Origin of the sequence: Chryseobacterium sp. G0201, assembly GCF_003815655.1 — a bacterium.
GTDB lineage: Bacteria > Bacteroidota > Bacteroidia > Flavobacteriales > Weeksellaceae > Chryseobacterium.
The window spans coordinates 2,459,649-2,483,829 of record NZ_CP033917.1 but is presented as its reverse complement, the minus strand read 5'-3'; the positions used below and the strand labels follow the sequence as shown (position 1 = coordinate 2,483,829).

General features: G+C 32.4%; 21 protein-coding genes and 1 tRNA gene. 10 read left to right on the top strand and 12 right to left on the bottom strand.

Translation table 11 applies throughout. The features are described 5' to 3' along the window. Nucleotides 1-168 precede the first annotated feature (168 nt). The 3 genes from EG348_RS11205 to EG348_RS11195 all read left to right on the top strand — a co-directional run bounded on the left by EG348_RS11205 (nucleotide 169) and on the right by EG348_RS11195 (nucleotide 2,251). Entirely contained in the window at nucleotides 169-1,170 is a 1,002-nt protein-coding gene (locus EG348_RS11205) for a hypothetical protein (protein WP_123983203.1), read from the top strand. A 200-nt stretch (nucleotides 1,171-1,370) separates the two neighbouring features. Further along, on the top strand, nucleotides 1,371-1,775 hold the full coding sequence (locus EG348_RS11200) for a hypothetical protein (protein WP_123983202.1): 405 nt from the start codon (nucleotides 1,371-1,373) through the stop codon (nucleotides 1,773-1,775). Between the two features lie 29 nt (nucleotides 1,776-1,804). Beyond that, nucleotides 1,805-2,251 carry an META domain-containing protein gene (locus EG348_RS11195; RefSeq protein WP_123983201.1) on the top strand — a complete coding sequence of 149 codons (447 nt, stop codon included), beginning with the start codon at nucleotides 1,805-1,807 and terminating at the stop codon, nucleotides 2,249-2,251. Nucleotides 2,252-2,572: 321 nt separating this feature from the next. Here EG348_RS11195 and EG348_RS11190 read toward each other — a convergent pair whose 3' ends face one another. From EG348_RS11190 to EG348_RS11180, 3 genes are all read right to left on the bottom strand, one after another. Further along, a complete protein-coding gene (locus tag EG348_RS11190) occupies nucleotides 2,573-4,054 on the bottom strand; it encodes a hypothetical protein (protein WP_123983200.1) in 1,482 nt (493 codons plus the stop codon). 484 nt (nucleotides 4,055-4,538) lie between these two features. After that, nucleotides 4,539-4,796, bottom strand: a complete 258-nt coding sequence (locus tag EG348_RS11185; RefSeq protein ID WP_123983199.1) for a SemiSWEET transporter — start codon at nucleotides 4,794-4,796, stop codon at nucleotides 4,539-4,541. Nucleotides 4,797-4,856: 60 nt separating this feature from the next. After that, nucleotides 4,857-6,572 carry a helix-turn-helix transcriptional regulator gene (locus EG348_RS11180; protein ID WP_123983198.1) on the bottom strand — a complete coding sequence of 572 codons (1,716 nt, stop codon included), beginning with the start codon at nucleotides 6,570-6,572 and terminating at the stop codon, nucleotides 4,857-4,859. 474 nt (nucleotides 6,573-7,046) lie between these two features. Here EG348_RS11180 and EG348_RS11175 point away from each other — a divergent pair, with 474 nt between their 5' ends. From EG348_RS11175 to EG348_RS11150, 6 genes are all read left to right on the top strand, one after another. Then, the gene (locus EG348_RS11175; RefSeq protein WP_123983197.1) at nucleotides 7,047-7,505 is read left to right on the top strand and encodes a transposase; all 459 of its coding nucleotides are present in this window, start codon (nucleotides 7,047-7,049) and stop codon (nucleotides 7,503-7,505) included. A 20-nt stretch (nucleotides 7,506-7,525) separates the two neighbouring features. After that, on the top strand, nucleotides 7,526-7,876 hold the full coding sequence (locus EG348_RS11170) for a helix-turn-helix domain-containing protein (RefSeq protein WP_123983196.1): 351 nt from the start codon (nucleotides 7,526-7,528) through the stop codon (nucleotides 7,874-7,876). Between the two features lie 669 nt (nucleotides 7,877-8,545). After that, a complete protein-coding gene (locus EG348_RS11165) occupies nucleotides 8,546-9,964 on the top strand; it encodes a tetratricopeptide repeat protein (RefSeq protein ID WP_123983195.1) in 1,419 nt (472 codons plus the stop codon). A gap of 1,071 nt (nucleotides 9,965-11,035) precedes the next feature. Continuing rightward, nucleotides 11,036-11,395, top strand: a complete 360-nt coding sequence (locus EG348_RS11160; RefSeq protein ID WP_123983194.1) for a hypothetical protein — start codon at nucleotides 11,036-11,038, stop codon at nucleotides 11,393-11,395. Between the two features lie 309 nt (nucleotides 11,396-11,704). Beyond that, a complete protein-coding gene (locus EG348_RS11155; protein ID WP_123983193.1) occupies nucleotides 11,705-12,142 on the top strand; it encodes a transposase in 438 nt (145 codons plus the stop codon). Nucleotides 12,143-12,155: 13 nt separating this feature from the next. Further along, nucleotides 12,156-12,515 (top strand): helix-turn-helix domain-containing protein, encoded by a 360-nt coding sequence (locus EG348_RS11150; protein WP_123983192.1) that lies wholly within the window; start codon nucleotides 12,156-12,158, stop codon nucleotides 12,513-12,515. Nucleotides 12,516-12,603: 88 nt separating this feature from the next. Here EG348_RS11150 and EG348_RS11145 read toward each other — a convergent pair whose 3' ends face one another. The 8 genes from EG348_RS11145 to EG348_RS11110 form a co-directional block, all read right to left on the bottom strand. Then, a complete protein-coding gene (locus EG348_RS11145) occupies nucleotides 12,604-13,638 on the bottom strand; it encodes an NAD(P)/FAD-dependent oxidoreductase (RefSeq protein ID WP_123983191.1) in 1,035 nt (344 codons plus the stop codon). Between the two features lie 54 nt (nucleotides 13,639-13,692). Then, nucleotides 13,693-14,631, bottom strand: coding sequence for a gliding motility protein GldN (gene gldN / locus EG348_RS11140; RefSeq protein ID WP_123983190.1), 939 nt, complete (start codon nucleotides 14,629-14,631; stop codon nucleotides 13,693-13,695). Between the two features lie 24 nt (nucleotides 14,632-14,655). After that, entirely contained in the window at nucleotides 14,656-16,245 is a 1,590-nt protein-coding gene (locus tag EG348_RS11135; RefSeq protein WP_123983189.1) for a GldM family protein, read from the bottom strand. A 50-nt stretch (nucleotides 16,246-16,295) separates the two neighbouring features. Beyond that, nucleotides 16,296-16,988: a gliding motility protein GldL gene (gldL, locus tag EG348_RS11130; protein ID WP_123983188.1), complete on the bottom strand. Its 693-nt coding sequence runs from the start codon at nucleotides 16,986-16,988 to the stop codon at nucleotides 16,296-16,298. Nucleotides 16,989-17,050: 62 nt separating this feature from the next. Continuing rightward, entirely contained in the window at nucleotides 17,051-18,469 is a 1,419-nt protein-coding gene (gene gldK, locus EG348_RS11125; protein ID WP_123983187.1) for a gliding motility lipoprotein GldK, read from the bottom strand. Between the two features lie 108 nt (nucleotides 18,470-18,577). Next, nucleotides 18,578-20,431, bottom strand: a complete 1,854-nt coding sequence (gene glmS, locus EG348_RS11120) for a glutamine--fructose-6-phosphate transaminase (isomerizing) (protein WP_123983186.1) — start codon at nucleotides 20,429-20,431, stop codon at nucleotides 18,578-18,580. 24 nt (nucleotides 20,432-20,455) lie between these two features. After that, nucleotides 20,456-22,009 carry a DUF4270 family protein gene (locus EG348_RS11115; RefSeq protein WP_123983185.1) on the bottom strand — a complete coding sequence of 518 codons (1,554 nt, stop codon included), beginning with the start codon at nucleotides 22,007-22,009 and terminating at the stop codon, nucleotides 20,456-20,458. A 13-nt stretch (nucleotides 22,010-22,022) separates the two neighbouring features. Then, nucleotides 22,023-22,793 (bottom strand): glycogen/starch synthase, encoded by a 771-nt coding sequence (locus EG348_RS11110; protein ID WP_123983184.1) that lies wholly within the window; start codon nucleotides 22,791-22,793, stop codon nucleotides 22,023-22,025. A 170-nt stretch (nucleotides 22,794-22,963) separates the two neighbouring features. Here EG348_RS11110 and panC point away from each other — a divergent pair, with 170 nt between their 5' ends. Then, nucleotides 22,964-23,812, top strand: a complete 849-nt coding sequence (panC, locus tag EG348_RS11105; protein WP_123983183.1) for a pantoate--beta-alanine ligase — start codon at nucleotides 22,964-22,966, stop codon at nucleotides 23,810-23,812. 243 nt (nucleotides 23,813-24,055) lie between these two features. On the opposite strand, the gene EG348_RS11100 is transcribed toward panC, so the two are convergent. After that, nucleotides 24,056-24,128, bottom strand: a tRNA-Lys gene (locus EG348_RS11100). Nucleotides 24,129-24,181: the final 53 nt, after the last annotated feature.

Here is a 24,181-nt window from a genome sequence, read left to right as displayed (position 1 = left end):
ATTTTATTTAACTTTAATACTTAAATAAATAACTACTTCGTGATTTTTTCTTGGCCAATTTTAAGGATTTAAGGAAACAATAATTCTTTTTAACATTTGAAAAAATTACGTGAATCAAATAGAATCAAATCTCAAAAAAAACAATAACAACCATGAAATACTTTATTTATGAAAAACAATTTATCTTTAGCAGCATTGCTATTTACTTCAGTTCTCTCATTTGCACAAATAGGTATTAACACCTCGAATCCTCAAAATTCGCTACATGTGGATGGAGCAAAAGACAATCCGGCAACAGGCGCTCCATCAGGCACCCAACAGGCCAATGACTTTATAGTAACCTCTACAGGAAGTACAGGAATAGGAACTACAACTCCGAATGCTTCTGCTATTTTGGATATAAATTCAGCGGATAGAGGGATTTTAGGACCAAGAATCAGCTTAACCAGCTCAACAATGCAATTGAGTGCTAACCCAAATGCCACAGGTCTGCTTATTTACAACACCGGCCCAATTCTGAACCAGGGATATTATTTCTGGAACGGTACCGAATGGCGAGTTTTTAATACCTCATCAGGTGGTAGTGGTGGCGGAATCACCGCACTTGCCAATATTGAAAGTATTGCCGTAATGGGACCTTTGGTTGCAACCTCAGACAATGGGAGAACAGGATATGCCATTTCTATCAATACACCGGATGGAAAATTTTCAATAAGATGTTTCATTCCAACAAGTACTGCATTTGCAGATGTTAATTTACAAATCAGAAACAACAGTACATCAGTAGTAGAAGTTATATCAAACGGTCACTATCTTTGGGGGGGAGCAGGAGGATCTCAACAAAATCAGTTGAGATTGCCCATAGGAGCTTGGGCCGGAGACAATAACACATCAAGTTCTAGCCTTATTGATGCCACAGTTTCCCCAAGGATTCAGACAGCTGCTACCAACCCATTCTGGGGAGATCCTGGAGTATATGCAGGTGGTATGCCGGAGCAAAGAATCTATGCATGGACAACCAATAATGGAGCTGATAAGTCTTTTTATAAAATGTATTTTATGATGGGATCTTCTACTCCTGCCAATGTAGGTAATGCTACCAATTGCCCCGGAGGAACCTGTAATACAACAAAAGCATTCTTCACAATCGACCAGATCACCGCACCATAGAATAAAAAAGAGAGTCATTAAAAAACTCCCTTTTTTAGGTTTATGCAGAAAATGATATTGATAATTTATAAGACCTTAAAACACCTTAAAATAAAAACAATTAATTAATTTATGTAAAATTAACATAATTATATCAAAAATATTTGTAAATTTATAGAATATTAGCACCGAATTCATGACGCACCTAATCACTTATCACTATGAAAAAATTATTACATATCATCATTTTCGGCATCATTGCCTTCTCAGTAACAGCGTGTAGGCACTCTGCCAAGGAATCCGAAACCCTCACCAACAACGTAACCGTAGATTCTGACGACAATACTGATGACATTACCAAAGATGTTTTTACAGATAATTACGGAGATCAAATGGAAGTTACAATCAACAATTCTAAAAACACAATAACTGTACATCTGGATGGTAAAACTTATGAATTGAAAAAAAGCGAAGATCTTCCGGAATACACGGCATCAAATACAGAATATTTATATTCTAATATCAGAGGGAATGTTACTTTTCTGAAAAAAAATGTTGACATGGTACTTTTCCATCATACAAAGGATAAAAAAGAACCTGCTTCCACCAAAATGGCATCCTATTAAAAAAATTATCACTTATTAAAATTAAAACTATGAAATTTTTATATAATCCCCTAGCCAGTCTATTTTTTATCATACTTATGGCATCGTGTATGAGCAAACCTGTACCTCCTACTCCACCATCAGCTTCAAATGATATTACAGGAAAAACATGGAGGCTTGCAGAAATAAACGGTAAACCCATTGCTCTTAAAAATCCTAAAAGCAATCCTTATTTTTCTTTAAATATGAAAGAGATGAGATACGAAGGAAACGGCGGATGCAACGGCGTTGGAGGAACTTTTGAGATCAAACGTGAAATGATGCGCATCAAATTCAACCAAGGAATGTCTACCATGATAGCCTGCGAAGATCTGGAAACGGAACAATTATTCACAAAAGCTTTACTAGCTGCCGATAATTATTCTGTAAGCGGTAATACATTGAGTCTTAATAAAGCGAGAATGGCTCCTTTGGCAAAATTTGTATTACAGGAATAACTTCATTTTCATAAAACACATCAATATAAATGAGTCACTCTACAATATGTAAAGTGACTCTATTTTTTTTCCGCATTCACCGTCTTCATTTATTTTTTTCATCTAACAAGAATTCTTGTGCTTTTTCTACATTTACCAACTTCATAACATTAGTGTTTTTTACATTTACCGTCTTCATCTATTTTTTTTTCATCTAAATAAAATTTACCTGAGGGAGTTAGTTTTTTATGGGTAAAAGATAACAGAAGAAATTGTATCGTTCTACTATCTTTATACACAAACACAATAAAATTATTTTTTCAGCTAGTGTTTTTATGATTATTATTTAATTGCGGTGGCATAGATACTACTTTCTGACCAAGAACCTCCAAAGTTTTTAATAACTGTAGCTGAATTTGGCCCTCCTCCTACTACCGTAGATCCTACAATATATCTGTATATTTTATTTGCACCGGAAGTATTATTAATAAAAACAGCACCCTGATATACATCGAATTGCTGAAGAGCAGCAGCTGATGCAGGTCCTTGAACCCTGAAACTCATCAAACTCGGACCTCCGTTAACATCTCCTGATCTTGTTGCTACTGCTCCTACAGCCACATTCTGATCTGTAAAGGTACTTCTCACAAACATCCAATCATCTGTATCCAAAGCTCCTAATGTCTGAGCTAGCTGGGTAACTGTAACTGCCCATCTTCCTGGAGGTAGCGTTATGTATCTCCCCGTATATCTATAATCTCCGTTGCCAGCAAAAGGAATATCTATTCCGTCACCGGTTAAAGCTCCTACTACAGCTTCCGCCACCGGTGTTTTCCATTCTGCGGTACCGTTTGCATCAGTTGCCGTCAATACAGATCCTACCGCTACTGTACCGGCAGTGGTATTTTCAAATCTTCTTGTTCCAATTGTATGGAAATTAGTTTGAGGGCTTATAGTTCCTACACCCACGTTTCCATTCTTATTCAATGTCATCAATGCATTCCCGGTAGCCGAAGCTCCTGCAAAAAGTTGTAAAACATTAGCAGCATTTCCAAATCCGTAGAAATCATCTCCAGCTGCACTGTTCCAAATTGCCAGTTTTTTTCCGTTACTACTACCGAGATCTAAAAGGTTGTTTGGCGTCTGCGTACCAATTCCGACCTTTCCGTCAGCAGCAATGGTCATGCGGAAAGCATTGTTTGCTACAAATGACAAACGCTGATTGGTAACCGTCCCAAAAGAAGCATAATCAGTACCTAGAAAAGATCTTAGCTTTACAGTTCCGTTAGTATGCTGAAATCCTGCTCCTGCTCCGTTGATATCTAAAATTGTTTCAGGAGCTGCTGTACCCATACCTATTCTATTATTTCTCGCATCAACATTCAAAGTAGTTCCGTCTACAGAGAAATGACTCGTTCCTGTAGTTGCTGTACTTGTAAATGCTAATGTATTACCAACTTGATTTACAGTACGATTTCCTGTAAGATTTCCGTTTGTGTTATAAATATTGTTGTCGTTATCAGTTTTAACCCACAAAGTTCCATTAAAATAGTAATAACCAACAGCGTTAATATTTACACCACTTCCTGCCGCTGTTCCTGCTATATCATTAACATAAATTAATGTTGAGGTCTCTACTCCGGTCATAGTCTGTGCTTTTTGTCTGCTTACTCTTGGTACGAGTAATCCTTCCGGCGTAGCGCCTGTTGTAGATTTAGCAACAATATCAATGGTAGCTTTTGGTGTTGTTGTATTAAAACCAACTTGGGCTTGGGCAATACCTCCCACGATAAGGGCTAGAGTCAAAGTAATTTTGTTTTTCATTTGTCTTAGTGTGTTAAATCTTCTAAAGATCATTCTGTTTTTAAAGATCTTTAGATTTTATATTAAATTTATATTTTACAGTATTGTAATATTTATGAAATATCAACTAAAACTTTGTTATTAATTAAAATTTCACTTTTATTGATTTACAGTTGCAAATGTAAAGCCACTGAACTCAAAAACAGATACTGCAAATTCACTTCAAAAACATAATGGATTGGATATTAAATAATTAAACACAACACACAAGTAGCATTTAAGTAGAATGAATTGACAAAAATAAATTCAAAATAGTGGAGTTATTATATATAAATGAGAAAAATATTGAAAATATACGAGTTAGATATATTAATACCAAAACCTTCTCTGTACAGCCAACCGACACGAAGTGAGTTTAGAATATCTTGAGAAAACCTAAAAAGGAATTAGGACTTTGTATCTGCAAAATGACTATTTGATCTATAGTCTATGGAATTTTTGGAGTTTAAGATTTTTTGAAGATCATATAACAGACAAGAAGGCTGAGATTGACAGCCACAGAAAATGCATTAGACAGGATAATCGGCCATTCATCTTTAATGATCCCATACCAAACCCATAACGAAACGCCTGTGATAAGAACCAAAAGCATAATCAAAGAAATATCTTCAACATTTTTTTCCTTCAAAACTTTTATAAGCTGAGGAATCATGGATGCGGAAGTAAGAACACCTGCAACAATACCTAAAATATTTTCATTCATAGCTTTTAATTCTCTTTTGAAGATAAGAATTTTCGTGCAATTTATGAGTTTTAAGTATTTTTATTTTATTGAATTTAAAAAAACATTTAAGTCTGTTTCTTTATCCAGCCCTATTTTATATTTAATTTTGGTTTTATAAACTCTCACGCTTCCCGGCGTAATATTTTCGAGTAAAGAAACTTCTTTTGACGATAAATTTAATCTGAAATAGACACACAACTTTAATTCATGTGCCGTTAAAAAAGGAAATTTCTCAGAGATAGAATGCATAAATCTCCTTGTCTCTTCTGAGCTTTCTCCGATAAAATCATGGTTTTTCTGATCGATCTGAAGCAGATTACTGGTTCTGAGAAAAAGATCTTTTACAGCTCCTTCAGCATCTATATTTTTAGACCTTTTCATTTTTTTCAGATTTTCCAGGAATGCTTTTTCCGTTTCTATCTTTAGATTAAGGTTGAGGTGTAGGTTCTTGATTTTCCCTTTATGAAGCTGTATATCTTTTTCAAGATCTTCTTTATTATTTTCCAGTATGTTATTCTGACTTTCCAGCAGCTCTCTTTCTAACTTATTTTTCTTTCTGATATTTAAAATTGCCCTTACAAAAATCACAAGCATGACAAGCACCAAAATAATAAGCAAAATATTTTTTTTCTTTTGATTTGCAATTTTGTAATCATACTCCTGATTGATATTTTTTATAATGTAGCCGTTAAGTATATCCGAAACGTTATCTAGATCTCTAACTGATTCCTGATTAAACACATTGTTCAGCTCTTCCAGCTTTTTAGAATATAATTTAAGTTTCTCCAAATCATTATTATCAGCATAATACTCCTGTAATAGAGAACATGCCGAAATACGGTCTCTTGTATTTTTTAAATTCGGTAAAATTGAAATAATTTTTGCAACAAGCTCTTGGCTACGAAGTGTCTGTTTGGTAATTTTATACAATTGAAACAACTCTCTCGCATTCCGGATAATAATATAGGGATTTCTACCGGCTTTCGCCATTTGAAAATCCACCTGTTCATTATAATATCTTACAGCATTTTTATAATCTTTTTTATCCAGATAATATGATCCAAGATTACCCTTTATTATATTGATAAAATACAACTCATTTTCATTAAGAAAAACTTTTTTTTGAAGTAATCGAATTCCGTATAATGTCAACTTAATACTTGAGTCTGTTTTCCCAGTTTGATAATCACATAATGCAAAATTATTATACATTGATGCAACATATAAAGTATCTTTTTTGTTAAAGTTATCTAAAGCTTTCCCGAAATACAGTTTAGCCAGGGAATAATTTTTATGTTTAAAATACCACCTTCCCTTTATGTGATACATATGAGGCAGAAAAGTCTTATTCTCACACTCTTCTTCAATTTTTAGTGCCTGATTCAAAAACTGGAGACATAATTTTGGGGATGTATTCTCAAGCTCTAAAGCCAAATAAAAGTTACAGGCTGTTGTGATGTAATCATATTCGTTATTATTGATTCTTAATAACTCATAGATCAACGATACTTTTTTTGATGTATTGTCAGAATGCAGAAACATATCTATATACTTACTGCTAATAAGATATTTAAGATCCTGAGTTTTTTTATATTTTTCAGTTTCTCTAAGATATATACTGTAAATTTTCCCACGATTATCGTGAGTTTCTGTATATTCTTTATCAAGTTTATAAAAATAGTCATTATCACTCTGTGAATGACAAGAATAGATGATTAAAAATGATATTAATGATAATATTATGATCCGATACATGCTCTAAATTAGAAAAAAAAAGCTGTCAAAAATCACTTAGTTCAACAAAAATCACTAAATAAGAAATGGAGAAATTAAATACTATAAATCAATTAATAAAACACTTAGAAAACAATTTTTTATAGTAAAAAACAATGTTTCCCAACACAATTCTCTTATCAAGTATTAGATTACATTTATTATTTTATTGACATAGATTATCAGCATTAAATAAAATAAAAAGTAACCAAATTTTAAAAATTCTGTATCAACGAGATAAAATCTCAAAATACTTTAAGATTAACACAAACAAAAACATAATATATTGAAAATAAAATAATTACATAAACAACTATTAACACTTTACATCGAATTATAAGGCTACGATTAACATCAATTAACAACATTTTATTGCCATTTTAAATGCTTACCGCATAGATTTGTTTAGAAGTTTCACAGGAACAAAAACAGTTTTTTAACTCTAAATAAAATGTTATGAAGTCTTTTAAAAATATCAATGTAGGGAACTTAATTAGACAGAAAGTTACTGAATCAGAAATGGATATTTCCAGAGTTTGCAATTTTTTCAACTGTACAGAAGAAGAAATTGAAGAAATGTATGAGTCTAAAAGTTTAGAAGCACATATTATACTCAAATGGAGCAAGTTATTAGAATATGATTTTTTTAGAATATACTCACAGCATCTTATTCTTTTTTCTCCTCCAAGTAACGCATACAGTGCAGACAGAGAAAAACCCAGCGAGCTGCCACAGTTTAGAAAAAATATTTATACTAAAGAGGTAATAGATTTTCTGGTAGAACTTATACAGTCCGGAGAAAAAAATATGAATGAAATAATAGATCAATACGGCATTCCAAAAACAACTCTTCACAGATGGACCGTAAAATACAGAAACCACGAATTGGAGAAAAAAAATAAAAATACCATCTAAATTACTAAAAATAACACAAAATGGAAAGAGTAACACCAAACTATAAAAGAATCTATAATGATATTATAGCAAGGAAGCATCCTCACAAAGAAGATCAATGCAAAACCATATTAAAAAAAGCAGATCTTTCTATGCTTGACGTAATTAAACTTAACAATATTATTTTCGGAATTAAGGATAAGGAAACGCTTATTTTTAATCAGATGCATCGTTCTTATGACGAGACAACTATCATGGAAATACTTGATTATCAAGAAAAAAACAATTTAAACAACACTCAACTAGCCAATCATTTCAAGCTTAGTAGAAATACAGTTACAAAGTGGAAAAAACATTTTTCAAACAGGCATTTGCATTCTTTTGAGGCTTAGCAATAATTAAAAATCATTAAAAAACACAATTTAGTATATGTCATAAAGACCAGATATAGAATGTATTGATTTTTATTTGTGTTTTATTATTAGTGTTTTACTGATCGAAAGATCTTTAGATAAATCAGCATTCTATTTTTTTGCCTTAATGATGCCTTACTGAATGTAAATGCCATTTATTAAATTTTTATTAATCATACAAAATATAATTATTAAGTGGAGATAGGAAGCGCAAATATTTATCAATGTAAAAATTCATCCCTCTTTACATTTTTGATTTGCGCCCTATTTTTAATTAGAAAAAAAACATCTTCGTAGTAATAAGTAAAGTAGAAATAGAAATTGCAGGGATCTTATTCATGATCTATGATTAGGTTTGAGAACCTGCATTCTATTTTTTTTGAAAGATGAATAATTGTATACAAAATAAATAAAATTGTCTCATAAGTTTTTTAAATAAAGTTTGTAAGGAATGTGAACACTCAATTTTGATCTTCAATTTTAAGTGATTCGCATTCCTTTTTTTATTGAAAATTAAAAAAGGAGCCTTAAAATCAGATAAAAACAATTCAATTTATATTAAGAACAAATAAATAATAATAAATTATATCTGTAAATCATACAATAATATACTATAAAAACTACTTTTGTATTACAAAACCACAAGTCATGTTTTTAAAATTTAATTTAAAAAAAACATTATATGTTTTCATTTTATTAATTATAGGGAATTATAATGCACAAATATATTCTATAAAAGATCTCGACAGCCTCTCTGAAAAATACAGAACAGAAGGCAATATTAAGAAGAGCATAGAACTTAATATTAATGCTATAAAAAACTATGAAAAGCAAAAAAATAAAGATGGCGTAATCGCAGCTTATATTAATATTGGCGGTTTGTTCTGGAATCTTCACAGATATAAAGAAAGTCTGAAGTATTTGGAGAACGCAGAAACAGAATTAAGAAAAATAAAAAATCCTACACTGTGTGCAAGAATGTATGGAGAATATGCCAGAAACTATGCTTCTCTGGGGCTTCTGGATCAGTCCAATACCAGTCTTGACACCTCAATTTATTTTGCAAAACAAATCTCAGACAGAAAGGAAAAAGAAAAACTTTTATATTTTTATTATACCTGGAAAATAGCAAATTTTGAAGAGCTTCGTGCGACAGACTCTATTAATTTAACCCTTAAAAAACGGTCAAAAATAGCCGTTCAGCCGCTTACCTATGTTTATATGGCGGAAAATTTTATAAAAAATAAAAAAATAGATTCTGCAGAATATTATCTTAATAAAGCCAGCCAAATAAATGGTGATTTTAGTTTTTATCAAAAATCTATGACACTGCTCGCCTTTGGAAAACTGCATACAGAAAGAAAAGATTATGAGAAGGCTTTAGACTATTATCTTAAATCTCTGGCTATTTCTGAACGGATATCAAGAAAAAGCGACATTAAAAATGCTTATAAAATAATTTCAGAAACTTATAAATCGCTTGATAATGAAGAGAAAAAAAATGAATATCTTCAAAAATATTCTGATATAAAAGACAGCATTAGCGAGGCCGAAAGAGAAGCTCTGAGAATACCTGTAGACAAGATAATACATGCTGAAAGCGAAAAGGAAAAGGACGAAAGATTAAAGTATTTTATATTGATAGCAGGAGTAATAGCAGCATCAGTAATTATCGTTGTCATACTTACAAAGAGATATCTAAAAAAACAAAAACAAGCTGAAGAAATAATTATCGAAACCATGCACGAAACAGATGAACTAAAAAGCAAACTCAACGAAGCTTTTGAAGAATTGTCTAAACTCGCCATGACGAATGATCCCTTTTTCCTGACTCGCTTCAAAGAAGTATATCCGGAATTTTATGAAAAATTAACCACAAGATATCCTAATCTTTCGGCAAATGATATAAGGTTTTCTGCTTTTTTAAGGTTAAACCTTTCTACTAAAACTATTGCTCAATACAAAAATATTTCAATCCGTACTATTGAATCAAGAAAATACAGACTTAGAAAAAAATTAGACCTTAGTTCAGATGTAGATCTTAATAAATGGATGATGGAACTTTAATTTCTTTGTTGAAAAATAATTTTTAAGCCTTTAAATGAAATATTTTAAAGGTTTTTTTTGTGACTTTTTGAGTAATAACTCCTCAAAATCAATTTTCAGTATTACGTCAAAGCTACTACATATAAAATTTAAATAACTAAAAATCAACAAATTAAATACTAATAGTAGATTTGCAGTAATATATTTATCTAAAATTGATTATACATTTGCATCACATTCGAGTTAGTAATAAAAACACAACTTGTTCATAAGATGAAAAAATTTAAATAGTGAGTGTAGCCTCAAACAAACACTCACTATTTTAACTAATAGAATGTAGATTAATAAGACATAATAAGGTTATTTAAATTTTTACTTTTAATTATTAATAGTTTACACAAAAAATTAATTAGAGTGAAGTGGAAGTAGGAATGCAAATATTTAATATAAAGATTCATCCCATTTTATATTTAGTGTTTGCTTCCTCTTTTTTAAAGAACAACAAAGTTTATTTATAATAAGGGTTTGGTAGTGGGTGAGCCAAGGTAAGCTCACTACCTTTTTTAAAATCTTTTGGATGGTAAGAAAAACCGCTCTTATTTTTAAGATATTATATGATCCGATTTATTAAGATTTACTTACTAAATTTTAGTGTTTGTGAAGTTTTTTCAACGTAAGTAAATTATAAAGGACTGCAAATATATTGATATTTAAAAAATCATCCCTTTTAAGATCAACTTATTTGCTTCCTTTTTTTCAAGAAATTAAAACACATTTGCAAAAAAAATTATCAAATCGTCCTAGCTATAGGGCGATTTTTTGTTGACTTTAAATCTTAATGTTATATATAAAATTTTTATCTTCGTTAAACTTGAGAATACCATCCCGCAGTAACAGTATATTATACAGGAGTAACAGGCTTGACTGCTAGACTGGCTGCAGAGCCTCCATTTCCTAATACTACTTCATGCTCATGGACACTTCCATTCACATACAATGGAGCAGCAGCAAGTGGCTATATAGGTTCAACATATGTTACCGCATCGTTAACTACTAATACGATGAGTAATGTAAGCAATAGTCCAACCTTGTGTGATTTACCTGCCCCATCCTTTAAATTCTGTCTACGGAAGCTACTCAAATGGACTTGTTAGATTTAAATTCAACAGAGAACTTGCTAATTTCAGAATTAAAGCAGCCGGTTTTGATAATAATCGTGGTAATGATATTGTTTACCACCACCCACATAAGAACGGACAACGAGTATATCCAACCACTACTCCAATATTATCAGGTTGTACAAGTAATTGGAGTGTTTCTTCTACTTCTGCATATCGTTATGGAACCATTATTTTCAACCTCGGAGTAGTATGGTCTGATGAAATAGCAATTGATTTTAGAAATAATATTAATGGAGCTGTTTTTGAATTTTGTGTAGGAAGTGCCTATTAACAATAATACATTTTATTTACTCAGTTTTTAGGGTATTCTTTTATTCGCTTTGCATATTTCTGCAGAGCTAATTTTTAAATAATACAAAATCTCATTATTACACAATGAAAAAAAACTACTACATTTCATCTCAAAAAAAACACACAAAACAATGGTTTTCAATAATATAAACCATTGAAGTAAAATTGTAGTAGTACATTTTTCATTAATGTGTAATAAATTTGCTATGTATTTTCAAACACAATGATGATCAGTGTTTAAGAATATCATTCTACTATATTCAAAAACATTTTTATACATACTCCCTCTATGCATAATTTAAAAGACATACACATAGGATCGCTTATCCAAAAAAGAGTTACCGAATGTGATATCAGTATTACCAGGATCTGTAACTTTTTCAACTGCAGTGAACAACAGATCGATACAATGTACACGAGTGAATCTTTAGATTCTGCCCATCTATTAAAATGGAGCAAACTGCTTGAGTATGATTTTTTCAGAATATATTCTCAGCATTTGATACTTTATTCACCACAATCCTCTCAATCTAATCACTCAAAAGTACACAAAACCAGCTTACCTCAGTTTAGGAAAAATATTTACACCAAAGAGATCATTGATTTCATCATAGAAATTATTGAAACTAAAAAGAAAACAAAGACTCAGGTTATAAAAGAATATAAAATCCCAAAAACGACCCTTTATAAGTGGATTGCCAAATATAAAACAATCAATAATGATTAAAAATTCTACGCCTATGATATCTAATCTTAATGATGAAAACTCAACCTCTCCGGATTACAAAAAGATCTTCAAGGATATGATACAGATGAAATATCCTGATAAAGAACAGGAATGCAAAAACCTTCTGAATAAAAAAGAATTATCCAGTTTAGATATATTGAGTCTTAATGAAAAAATATTCGGAACAGAGGATAAGGAAACGCAAATATTCAATCAATCTCATAGATCTTATGATAAGGGAGCTGTGATTGAAATTTTGCAGTTTCAGAAGAAAAACAAAATGAATAATTCAGAGCTGGCAAGAGACCTGAAAATGAGCAGAAATACCATCACCAAATGGAAGAAAATATTTGCTGTTGATGATGATTTTTAAGTACTAAACATCAATTTTTAATTAATATTTTAATGAAGGTCAAGGATTTATTGTAAATCTTTGGCCTTTTTGTATTGTGAATGACACATTATTTAAACCTATCCAAAGACACTTCTTCATCCAAAGGAACATCATTTTCAATAAAATCATATAAACTCTTCGAAAAGTAACAACCATTCAAAATTCCGCGTGCTCCAAGACCATTAAAAACGTATAAGTTTTTATTTTGATAGTGGCGACCTATAATAGGCCTTCTATCCTTCACGGTGGGTCTGAAACCGAAATTTACTTCAGAAACTTCAAAATCATAAGGATAAAATTCCGATAATCCTTTCACCAATTGCTCAACTGCAGAATCATCTATATGATGATGAAGTTGTTCCCTGTCATAAGTTCCGCCATAAAAATACAATCCATTGTAAGTTGGAAACAAAAAATGTTTCTTTTTGATCGTAATATTTTCAGGAATCGGGGTAGAAAGCTTTACTTTAATATGATGTCCTTTATTTGGAATTACAGCAATATCAGAAAAAAATGGATTGTCCTTCACCCCCATTCCTTCACAGAAAAGTATATTTTTAAATTTAAAATTTTTGTAGGTAGAACTATTCTCATCAATTTTAGAGTAATCGAATTTTTCTTTAATTAATTTAGCTTCATTTTCTAAAAAACTAAATAAACCATTAAAAAATCCATTCACGTCAAGTCTGGCAGATTGATTCACCTTTCCTTTGAGAAAATCGTTTTTTACTATATTTAAATGATCAAATTTTTTATCTAAAAAATTTTGTAAATCTTCATTTCCAGATTTTTTAAGCCAAAGATTCTGTTCGTTTTCATCATGGAAAATCCTGTGAATAGGAGCCTCTATCAAATAATTTTGACTTGTGTAGGTTTCAATTTCCTTAAGAGAATGCTTAAGAAAGTCTATTTGCTCCTGAGCTTTCCAGAATGTTGTGAATTTCTTTAGGACTACAGGATTAATAATCCCTGCAGAAACCTGAGAAGCACTCTTCTTTCCTTCCGAAAACAGTATAAAAGACTTGTTATTCTTAATTAACTGATGAGCGAAAAACAACCCCGCATATCCATCCCCTACAATTATATAATCTACATTTTCCATAATAAAAAAACCTGAGTAAAAGTACTCAGGTTTTCTATAAATATCAAGTGAAATTTAGTAATTCCACATATCATTTTCCATTTGAAGAATTTGCTCCTTAATTCTGTCGCTTTCTTCGATCTGCTCTTCAGCATTTCTAGGAATATAGTCTTTAATAACTCCATCTCCTAAACCGCTTGAAGACTTGTAGATTACAGAAGAAAATCTTCTTGCATTCAGTAAATCATCGAAAGAAAGGTCAGCAGATGAATTCTTTCTGTTATAAACAAAATTATTAGCTAATACATCTCTTGCACTAGGATAATAAACCCAGAACAAATCGATTAGTTCGTCAGCACCAACCAAAGGCTGTCCGTCTGGTCCTGTTCTACCTTGAACAGCAGGGTCTGGACCCATTGCTGCGATACCAAGAGGTCTGTATTTCATTTGACCATCTCTTTTATCGATAAACCACATACCCATAATTTTAAGAACCTTAACCTTATCTGTAGTTGTTTTAAAGATATCTGTATATTCTTTCTTCTCTTGCTCAGTCAATTGTCTTCCTGAGTTAAGAATGTCAATAGCTGCATCAGAGACTCTTACACTTTCCAATCTCTTCTGAATTCCTTCAGGAGAAAGTTTAGTTACAAAGTTCTCGTCGTCATATACCTCCTGAATTTTTCCAGAAATAGCTGCATCAAGTAATAACTGATATAAAGATCTTGTTTGAGTAGCCAACAATCCATCCGGATTATCATAATAGTACGGCTGATTGATCTTATCGTTCATATCAATAATCTCCCAAACAAACATACTTTTCAAGATATCTTTATCATCAACAAAACCATATTCCAAGGGCTTCACTGTTTTGTCAACGATAGTATCTCCAACTTTTTGTTTATTCTCAGCTCTCATCTGTCTAAACTCCTCAGGAGAAGAAGCGTTTAGAATAGTTTGGGAAAATGCAAACCCCGAAACTAAAACTAAAAGACTGCTTATATATTTTTTCATAATACTATTTTAAACTTATTAATCTTAATTAATATTGATAACGATAGGAGATATATTTTTAATCTGCTGATTACCTAGACCTGTAGCCGTTGCTTTAATATCAAATATATAAACTACGTCTCCTGATCTTAAGTTTTTCACCAATCCAGCTGCGTCATCTAAGCTGCTACCTTTAATCAATAATGCTGCTCTACCAGGTATTTTTACCATAAACTGATTAACAGTGAATGAAACCGGGAAGTCGAAATCTGGTATTGCTGCCTGAACAGACTGGTTAGGTACTGAAGTTGCAGGCATAGATAATACGTTCTGACCTCTCATTTGCCCTTGTGGTGGCGGTACATTTTTAATTCTGTATTCAAACACCTGAGAAACTGTTTGTCCACTAGGATTTTTACCTGATAGTGTCAATTTAACAGTATTTCCTGAGCTAGGACTAACAATCCATTTTCCTGGACCTGTACTTCTTACCGTAGCACCTGGAGCAGATAATGAAAGTTTAGAATTGTCGGCACCTAAGATCGATCCTGAAACAGGGTTCTCAAGTCCTCTATACATTACATTCATCTTATCAGCAGAAAGTAATAATCCTTTTTCAAGTTTTACTTCTTGCGGACCAGCAATTACATTATAAGTATGCGTGTAAGGGAAGTTTTGAGCTTTTCCTGTAGCATCTGTTAAAGTAATAGATCCATTAAGTTTGTGCTCACCAAGACCTCCAGTATTTAAAGGAATATATCCTTTACCGTTTTCTTGTCTGCTAACTCCACTGATACTAATTTTATTACTGTTTGAATAAGTTCCTAACATAATAACCGCTTCTGCTTTTTTACCAGACTGAATATCTGTAGGCGCAGAAACAATAGCTTCATAATTATTAAACTTGATGCTCGCATCTACTTTTTCCTGAAGTAATAATGCTAATGCATCAGACTGTACGTTTCTTGCATCATTCTGGATAATTCCAAGATTTGATATTGCTGCAATAAGCGACTGATGGTAGAATTTATTCTGGAACCACGTTTTACCATTTGGAGATTTTCCTTGAGGATATTCTGCAATGATAGATGCATTAGCTCTATCAACTAAATCCTTTAATTGAGGGTTCTTTCCAAAAGTTGCAGAAATGTAATTTCTTAAATCATCCATTTTGGTTTTCAAATCCATTGCTCCTTTTGTTGGAGAATTTTCATCTCCGTCTTTAAAGAAGTATATCATTGTAGCCTCATTATTATTAAGTGCTGCAAAATTTTCGCTTACATCAATATCTTTTCCAGCTTGATCTTTTTCGTGAAATTCAGATTGCTTTTTAAGATTATTTTTAATCTCTTCTGCTGAATTTACTAATACATCTACTTTAGATTTTAAGACTTTGTACTGCTCCCAAGGTGTAGCATAAGTATCCGGTACTTGCTGAGCTTTTGCCTCTAAAGTTTTTTCGAAAATTTTCTCGTTTTTCTTTTCAGTTAAAAATCTAGTCTCGTTAAGTGCTTTTGTAGAATCATAAAATGATCTGATGATTTCCGCATCAATATTTAGGGCCATCATAGCGATGAACACCAAATACATAAGGTTGATCATCTTCTGACGAGGCGTCTGTTTTCCTGTTGCCATTCTCTGTTGTTTTTGATTAAGTAGTTAAAATTTAGAAATGGTTTAGGAAATTAAGACTTCATAGCAGTTAACATACCACCATAAACTCTGTTTAAGTTATTTAAGTTAGATGTTAAACCTTGTAATTCCTGATTAAATTTTTCTGATTGCTCAGCAGATTTTTGCATATCTGCAACATATTTATTAGCAAATTCTGATTGTCTTTTACCGTTTTCCAACTGCATTGCATATAGAGCATTCATGCTTTCCATGTGTGTAGCAGCTTTGTTTAACTGATCATTATACTTATGAGTAGAAGCAGAAACGTCAACAGTTTGATTGATCTGGTCTACAGAGTTTGAAAATTTGTCAATACCTGTTCTTAATCTATCAAATAACTGAACATCTAATTTTGCATCAGCAAGCATCTTGTCCAATTTTGTAGAAAGAGAATTTTCTAATTCAGCAAATTGAGCAGCTCCATTTTTAGAAGAGATATTTGAATGTATTGGGTTAGGATTTGCATGTTTATCTAATAATTCTGGGTAAACATTTTCCCAAGCATAAGACTCTTCAGATTTTGGAGGGTCAAAAGCGAAAATAATAAAGATAATTGCCTCAGTAATAAGCCCCACGGTAAGAGCGATGTTACCATTGATTGGCCCTAATGTAATGTGAGTAATTTTAAGCCAAGCTCCAAGAATTACAATTGCAGCACCGAACGAATAAAAGAAATTCATCCAAGCATCTTTAGTCTTAAACATATAAGTTAGTTTTTTTAATGTTAAATAAAATTGTTATTGAAAAAATAAATGTCCGATAATTATTATCTGTTAACTCTTCTTGGCTTAACAGCTGCTTCAGGAATATCCTGGATTGTTCTAAATCCGATATAACTTCTTGCAGAATCTTTTCTTTCCCAATCTCTTGCACCAGTCATAAGCATATACCCTACGTCTTTCCAAGAACCACCTCTTACAGATTTCTTAGTATCAGTTTTATCTTTAGTTGAAGGATTTAAAGTTGAAGAGAAACCGTATGAAGAATTATTATATCCAGACTCTGTCCATTCAGAAACGTTTCCTGCCATATCAAATAATCCAAATCCGTTTTTCTTAAATTTCTTTACTGGAGCGGCATATGTATAAGTACCTTTTTTATCGTCTTCCATATAGTTACCTCTCTTAGGTTTGAAGTTTGCCAAGTAGCAACCTCTGTCATCCATTAAGTAAGGACCTCCCCAAGGATAAGTAGCATTTTGCATTCCTCCTCTTGCAGCATATTCCCATTCGATCTCTGTTGGAAGACGGAACTGCAATGGTCTTTGTTTTCTTCTTTTCAAGCTTTCGTTGTAATCAGATTTTAATTTTGATCTGAAGTTACAATATGCTCTTGCTTGATCCCAAGTTACCCCAACAACAGGATAATCTTTGTAAGCTTTGTGCCAAAAATATTGTTCGAATAATGGCTCGTTATAAGCAAAGTGGAAATCTTTTACCCAAACTGTAGTATCTGGATAGATTGCAATACTCTCGCTTTTAAGGAAGTTTACACCTCTCTCATTATCTGCAAGTGCAGCATCCATATCTCCCCACTGATAATTATATTTTAATTTACTAACATCTAAGATTCTTTCGCTACCCATTCTTGAAGAAGCAGGTAAATATAAAGATTCTAATACTTCTGCATATTCTACATCAGGATATTTGGTCGTATTCCAATGTAAAGGAATTTTCCAGTCTAATCTCTTGCTTGCATCAAATCCGCCATCATCTCTACCTCCTTGTCCCTCTAAATACTCTTGATATGGTGTTAAGTTTTCTTCTTTTTTAGCAAGGTATGCATAATCTCCTATGCTTGCACCTTTACCACCACCTTCACCACCTTCTCCTGCAGCTTCAGCAAGTAGAGTTCTAGCAATCGAATCTCTTACATAGTTGATAAACACCCTGTATTCTGCATTAGTAGTTTCAGCTTCGTCCATGAAGAAAGAAGAGACAGTCACAGTTTTCAATGCTGCTTTTTCAGGAGTATTTGTTGGATCCTGGTCTGCTAAACCAGCAACAAACGATCCTGCAGGAATTGCCACCATTCCGAATGGTCTTTCCGCAACAAATGATTTTGTTTTTTCTCTTGGTATCAATTCTCCTTTTGTTCCTGGCTTCCCTACAGAAGAGCTTCCACCACCTGAACAAGATACCGACGCTACCGACGCAGACAATAATAAAAGAAATATCCTTTTCATGTTAATTTTTATAATTAAGCCGTAAATATATAATTTTTTTAAGAAACTTTTAAGATTTTTTTTGAAATAACGAAAGAAATCTAAATTTATTTTATTTACAAGTATTTTTTATTCCACAGTTACAGATTTCGCAAGGTTTCTCGGTTGATCTACATTTGCACCTCTATATACAGCGATATAATAAGCTAAAAGCTGTAAAGGTACTGATGCAACAATTGGTGAGAAACATTCTGAAGTCTCTGGAATTTCAATAACATAGTCTGCCATTTCGCTAACCTGTGTATCTCCTCTATTTACTACAGCAATAATTTTTCCTTTTCTAGCCTTAATTTCCTGAACATTACTTACAATTTTATCATAGTGTCCTTTTTTAGGAGCAATGATAACAATTGGCATGTTTTCGTCAATTAATGCAATTGGTCCGTGCTTCATTTCTGCGGCAGGATATCCTTCAGCATGAATATAAGAGATTTCTTTTAGTTTTAAAGCCCCTTCAAGAGCTGCCGGATAATTGTATCCTCTTCCTAAATAAAGGAAATTAGTAGCATCTACGAAGTCTTTTGCGATATTCTGAGTTAATTCATGAGTAGCACTAAGAACATCTTCTATTTTCTTAGGAATAGCATCCAATTCAGCAATTAAGCTCATAAATTCGGCATTTCCTAGGTTACCATTATGTTTACCTAATTTAAGCGCAATTAAACTAAGAATGGTAAGTTGAGCTGTAAACGCTTTTGTAGAAGCCACCCCAATTTCTGGTCCTGCATGTGTATAAGAACCCGCATCTGTAATTCTTGCAATAGACGAATCTACCACATTACATATACCATATATAAATGCTCCTTTTTCTTTAGCAAGTTTTAAAGCTGCCATTGTATCAGCAGTCTCTCCAGATTGAGAAATTGCAATCACTACATCTTTATCTGTAATAATTGGATTTCTGTATCTAAATTCTGATGCATACTCTACTTCTACAGGAATTCTCGCATATTCTTCGATCAGATATTCGCCAATAAGACCTGCATGCCAAGAAGTTCCACAAGCAATAATGATGATTCTGTTTGCATTTTTGAATTTTTCAACATGATCCCAGATTCCGGCCATTTTAATTACGCCTTCCTCAACGATCAATCGACCTCTCATTGTGTCGTGTACAGATTTTGGCTGCTCAAAAATCTCTTTAAGCATAAAGTGCTCGTAACCACCTTTTTCAATCTGCTCCAGACTCATTTTAAGCTTCTGAATCTCAGGCTCAATTTTAGAATTATCATTGATTGTTCTGATATCCACTCCATTTTCCAGTGAAATAGTTGCCATGTGCCCTTCCTCTAAATAGATCGCTTCTTTTGTAAATTCTACAAAAGGAGAAGCATCAGAAGCAATAAAGTATTCTTTATCTCCGATACCGATTGCTAGTGGAGAACCTAATCTTCCAACAACCAATACTCCGGGATAATCTTCATGCATTACTGTAATTGCATAAGCTCCATACACTTCGTTAAGAGCATATCTTACAGCTGTTGGAAAATCCATTTCAACATTAAGATCCATAAAATACTGAATAAGATTTACCAATATTTCAGTATCTGTTTCAGATTTAAATGTAAATCCTTTTTCAGAAAGCATTTTTTTAATCGTATCATAATTTTCAATGATACCATTATGAATGATTGCTATCTTACCATTATTTGACAAATGCGGGTGAGAGTTTCTATCACTTGGAACACCGTGAGTTGCCCAACGGGTGTGTCCCATTCCTATTGTAGCCGTTCCTTTTAAATGGCTTGCAACATTAACAAGATCTTCTACCTTACCTTTTGTTTTTTCAACTTCAAGCTTGTTATTTTTATCTTCAAGAACAATTCCTGCACTATCATATCCTCTATATTCTAATCTTCTAAGACCATTAATTACTACTTCGTAAGCGTCTTGAAAGCCTGTATATCCTACTATTCCACACATAATTTTAACAAGTGTTTTTAAATTTTATTTTGTACCGTAAATGATTATTAACTGAGCTTTCTTTGCATTAGCAGACTCAGATCCTATGAAGACAGCCCTATCAACAGTATATGGTGTTGATGTATATTGGTATCCTGCCAAGCTACCTGTAGTAGTGGTTAAGAAGCTACCTAAATCAATTTTAAAATATTTATTTGCAATTTGTGCATCAGTTAGATTACCTTCAACAATATCTTTTACAGATTTTGTCACTGTAAAGTCATAATATGTTGGGTTTTTATCTAAATCATAAGCTCTGTAAATTGCAAAATTGTTAGATCCAGTTAAATTAAGTAAGTCTGCAGTAAATGCTGTAGTCGGCTTACCATCAGTATCTTTATCTCTTTGAACAATTGTAAAGTTTTTAGGTTTTGCATATTGACTTGTCCAATTAGTACCATCTGTATATAGTCTGATCTTAGCACTAATAATCGCCGCTTTATCATTTTGATACAACTTTTTAAGCTTTACAATTGCATCATTAGAAAGCTTAGCCCCTATTGAAGCTCCTCCCATACCCTGAGCATATAATTTTGCATCTCCATTTATTAGGTCACTTCCTGAAGCTACAGTTCCAGAAGGTGTGCCAGCTCTGTCATAAACATAATTTCCGATATGAGCATTCGCAGAACCTAAAGAAAATGTATAAGTCGACTGTGGTCTTGTTGTACTTCCATTTTCAGTCTTATCATTCTTATAATACATCACCAACTCCATATCATTAGGAACAAATTGTATTAAATAAGCATCATCTTCGTCAACAGAAAGCTTTATTCCTTTAAAATGTCTGATAAAATTTGACACATCACTAAGTTCAGGCTGACCTTTTTTATCAATAATTTTAGTTTTAAAGAAACTTGGAGATAAAGGAATTCTAAAACCTGTAGTTGATGTAAATAAAGAAGAAGCATCAGAATCTTTAGTAATAGTTACAGAATTAACCGTTCCTGTAAAATCTTTAGTTCCAATTTCTTGTCCAATACTATAAGCTTTGTTTGAATAAGCTATATCCGCAGGACCATTTAAGAATTCAGTAACCTCATTTACTTTAATTGTAAGTTTAGGGGCTTTTGTTCTTCCGTATTTTACTGCAGGATAAGTATTTACAACTTTTTTAGCAGCTACATTTCCGTCAGGATAAACGTAATCTTCATTCGTAGTTGTTGTAATAGAATCTGAAGCATAAAGAGGCTTGATTACCAAAACTACAGAATCTACTGATGGATTAGTCCCAAAATCAGGGTTATAAGCCGGCAATCTTAATTGTGTATAATAAGAAGCTTTTTGCTTACCAAACTGATCATCTTTTACAGCCCCCAAAGTGGCAAGACCTAATTTAGAAGCATCACTTCTGATACTATCTTTATTATCAATATTATAGGCAATAATAGGATAAGAAACCTCCTTGCCTTGTGCAGCTCCGTCTAAGAATAATTGTTCTCCTAAAGAATCCGGATCGGGTTCGCAATTATAAAGCAATACACTTCCAAAAATCGCCAAAGAAATGATGGCGAAAGCTTTTTTAATATTATAAGTCATTAAAATGTGTTTTTTAATAAAGTTGGTTTATAGAATCCACATCGAGATATTCCGATTTTGTAATTGAAGCTTCGTTGAATGCTTTATCCAATTCTCCATCTAAAAATTCATCTCCTTTTACTACAGCGTCTACATAGTTCATACTTTCAATTACAAAACTTTGAACACTTGGGTTATCTAACGCTTTTAATCCTGAAATATTATCAAATTTCAGTTTATCAGCTATATTTTTATCAAAAGGTGCATCTTTTTCATTATATAATGAAAGAACGATTTTTGCATCTTTGAAATAAGTATCGGATTCGTAATACGTTTTAAGATAAATTGGAACGAAAGAAGCCATCCAGCCGTTAAGGTGAATTACATCAGGAACCCAGTTTAGTTTCTTGATAGTCTCAATTACTCCTCTTGCAAAGAAAATTGCTCTCTCGTCGTTATCATCGAAAGGAGTTCCTTCATCATCAAAATAATATTGTTTTCTTTTGAAGTACTCTTCATTATCTATAAAGTAAACCTGCAGTCTTTCCCCCGGAAGCGACGCTACTTTAATAATTAAGGGTTGATCTAGATCGTTAATAATAATATTCATCCCAGAAAGGCGTATAACCTCGTGTAACTGGAACTTTCTCTCACTTATTTGTCCAAATCTTGGCATAAAAACTCTTACATCATTGCCTTCTTGGTGCATCTTAAGTGCCATTTTGTTTACCACTGCAGCCATATTCGTGTCTTCTTGATATGGATACATCTCTGTAGTAATGTACAGTATTTTTTGATTCGGCATAAACTTCTATCTAATTTTTGTAAAAATGCTTTAATGTGCAAAATTACAAAAAAACATCCAACATTATTTTAATTAACATTTTTTTACGATAATTCCCTTTTCCAAATTGTTAAAAACGCACTTTATTATATGATATTTTTAGTATTTTTGAATTGCTATTAAAATAAACTATGGAAGTTCTAAAAAACAAAAAAACACTTCAGGATTTCATTGAAAGACAGAAAGAAATGGGTAAAAGGATAGGCTTCGCCCCTACAATGGGCGCACTGCATAATGGCCATTTATCCCTGTATGAGGAAGCTAGAAAAGAAAACGATCTTGTTGTTTCTTCAATTTTTGTAAATCCTACTCAGTTTAATAATCCTGAAGATCTGGCAAAATATCCCAGAGATATCAACAGAGATATATTAATTTTAAAAAATTCAGGGCTTGTGGACGCGGTTTATATTCCAAATGTAGAAGATATTTACCCCGAAAAAGCAGTAAGCCAGCATTATGATTATGATGGATTGGAGAATGAAATGGAAGGAAAATCCAGACCTGGGCATTTTGACGGTGTAGGAACTGTTGTAGAAGAACTTTTTAATCAGGTAAAACCAGACAACGCTTATTTTGGTGAAAAAGACTTCCAGCAGTTGGCTATTATCAAAAAAATGGTCGAAAAGAAACATCTTAACGTAAAAATAAAAGGAGTTCCTATTTATAGAGCAGAAAATGGTTTAGCATTAAGCTCAAGAAACCAAAGACTTCATGAAGACAGAAGAGAGGCTTCAAAGGTAATTTTTGAGACTTTAAATAAAGTGAATGACTGGTTCAGGGTTGTAACGATTCCGGAGATTAAAGAAAGAGTTCAAGATATTATGGATCAGCAGCAGGGAATGCAGTTGGAATATTTCCTTATCGCAGACGAAGAAACTTTAAAGGAGACAGATTTCTTTTATAAAGACAGAAATTTCAGAGCGTTTATTGTTGTGATGGTAGATGGTGTGAGATTGATCGACAATATGCATTTGGATTAAAAAAATTACATACAATATAAATATGCGTTATTTTTTTTTAAGTGACGCTTTTTTTATGCAAAGTTGATTATTGAAGAAAATATAAGATTGAATCTTTGTGTTAAATAAATCCTAGAAGATTAATTTTAAAAATTGATTTAGATCTTGAGTATATATAAAAAATCAAAGGCTACCGTTAGGAAGCCTTTGAACACCAAATCACAAAATATTAATATGAAAAAAATTTACTTTTCAGTAAACTTGTGACCCGGCTGGGATTCGAACCCAGGACCCATACATTAAAAGTGTATTGCTCTACCAGCTGAGCTACCGAGTCGGTCACTAAATTTTAAGATTGCAAAAGTATAAAAAAATTTTCACATCTTAAAA

Bases quoted from the DNA above. Each gene is read 5' to 3' on its own strand.
- EG348_RS11150 (WP_123983192.1), top strand. From the start codon at position 12,156: ATGATATCTAATCTTAATGATGAAAACTCAACCTCTCCGGATTACAAA.
- EG348_RS11170 (WP_123983196.1), top strand. From the start codon at position 7,526: ATGGAAAGAGTAACACCAAACTATAAAAGAATCTATAATGATATTATA.
- glmS (WP_123983186.1), bottom strand. From the start codon at position 20,431: ATGTGTGGAATAGTAGGATATACAGGCTTTCAAGACGCTTACGAAGTA.
- EG348_RS11165 (WP_123983195.1), top strand. From the start codon at position 8,546: ATGTTTTTAAAATTTAATTTAAAAAAAACATTATATGTTTTCATTTTA.
- EG348_RS11190 (WP_123983200.1), bottom strand. From the start codon at position 4,054: ATGAAAAACAAAATTACTTTGACTCTAGCCCTTATCGTGGGAGGTATT.
- gldL (WP_123983188.1), bottom strand. From the start codon at position 16,988: ATGTTTAAGACTAAAGATGCTTGGATGAATTTCTTTTATTCGTTCGGT.
- EG348_RS11195 (WP_123983201.1), top strand. From the start codon at position 1,805: ATGAAATTTTTATATAATCCCCTAGCCAGTCTATTTTTTATCATACTT.
- EG348_RS11135 (WP_123983189.1), bottom strand. From the start codon at position 16,245: ATGGCAACAGGAAAACAGACGCCTCGTCAGAAGATGATCAACCTTATG.
- EG348_RS11205 (WP_123983203.1), top strand. From the start codon at position 169: ATGAAAAACAATTTATCTTTAGCAGCATTGCTATTTACTTCAGTTCTC.
- EG348_RS11200 (WP_123983202.1), top strand. From the start codon at position 1,371: ATGAAAAAATTATTACATATCATCATTTTCGGCATCATTGCCTTCTCA.
- EG348_RS11185 (WP_123983199.1), bottom strand. From the start codon at position 4,796: ATGAATGAAAATATTTTAGGTATTGTTGCAGGTGTTCTTACTTCCGCA.
- EG348_RS11155 (WP_123983193.1), top strand. From the start codon at position 11,705: ATGCATAATTTAAAAGACATACACATAGGATCGCTTATCCAAAAAAGA.
- EG348_RS11175 (WP_123983197.1), top strand. From the start codon at position 7,047: ATGAAGTCTTTTAAAAATATCAATGTAGGGAACTTAATTAGACAGAAA.
- gldN (WP_123983190.1), bottom strand. From the start codon at position 14,631: ATGAAAAAATATATAAGCAGTCTTTTAGTTTTAGTTTCGGGGTTTGCA.
- EG348_RS11115 (WP_123983185.1), bottom strand. From the start codon at position 22,009: ATGACTTATAATATTAAAAAAGCTTTCGCCATCATTTCTTTGGCGATT.
- gldK (WP_123983187.1), bottom strand. From the start codon at position 18,469: ATGAAAAGGATATTTCTTTTATTATTGTCTGCGTCGGTAGCGTCGGTA.
- EG348_RS11110 (WP_123983184.1), bottom strand. From the start codon at position 22,793: ATGCCGAATCAAAAAATACTGTACATTACTACAGAGATGTATCCATAT.
- EG348_RS11180 (WP_123983198.1), bottom strand. From the start codon at position 6,572: ATGTATCGGATCATAATATTATCATTAATATCATTTTTAATCATCTAT.
- panC (WP_123983183.1), top strand. From the start codon at position 22,964: ATGGAAGTTCTAAAAAACAAAAAAACACTTCAGGATTTCATTGAAAGA.
- EG348_RS11145 (WP_123983191.1), bottom strand. From the start codon at position 13,638: ATGGAAAATGTAGATTATATAATTGTAGGGGATGGATATGCGGGGTTG.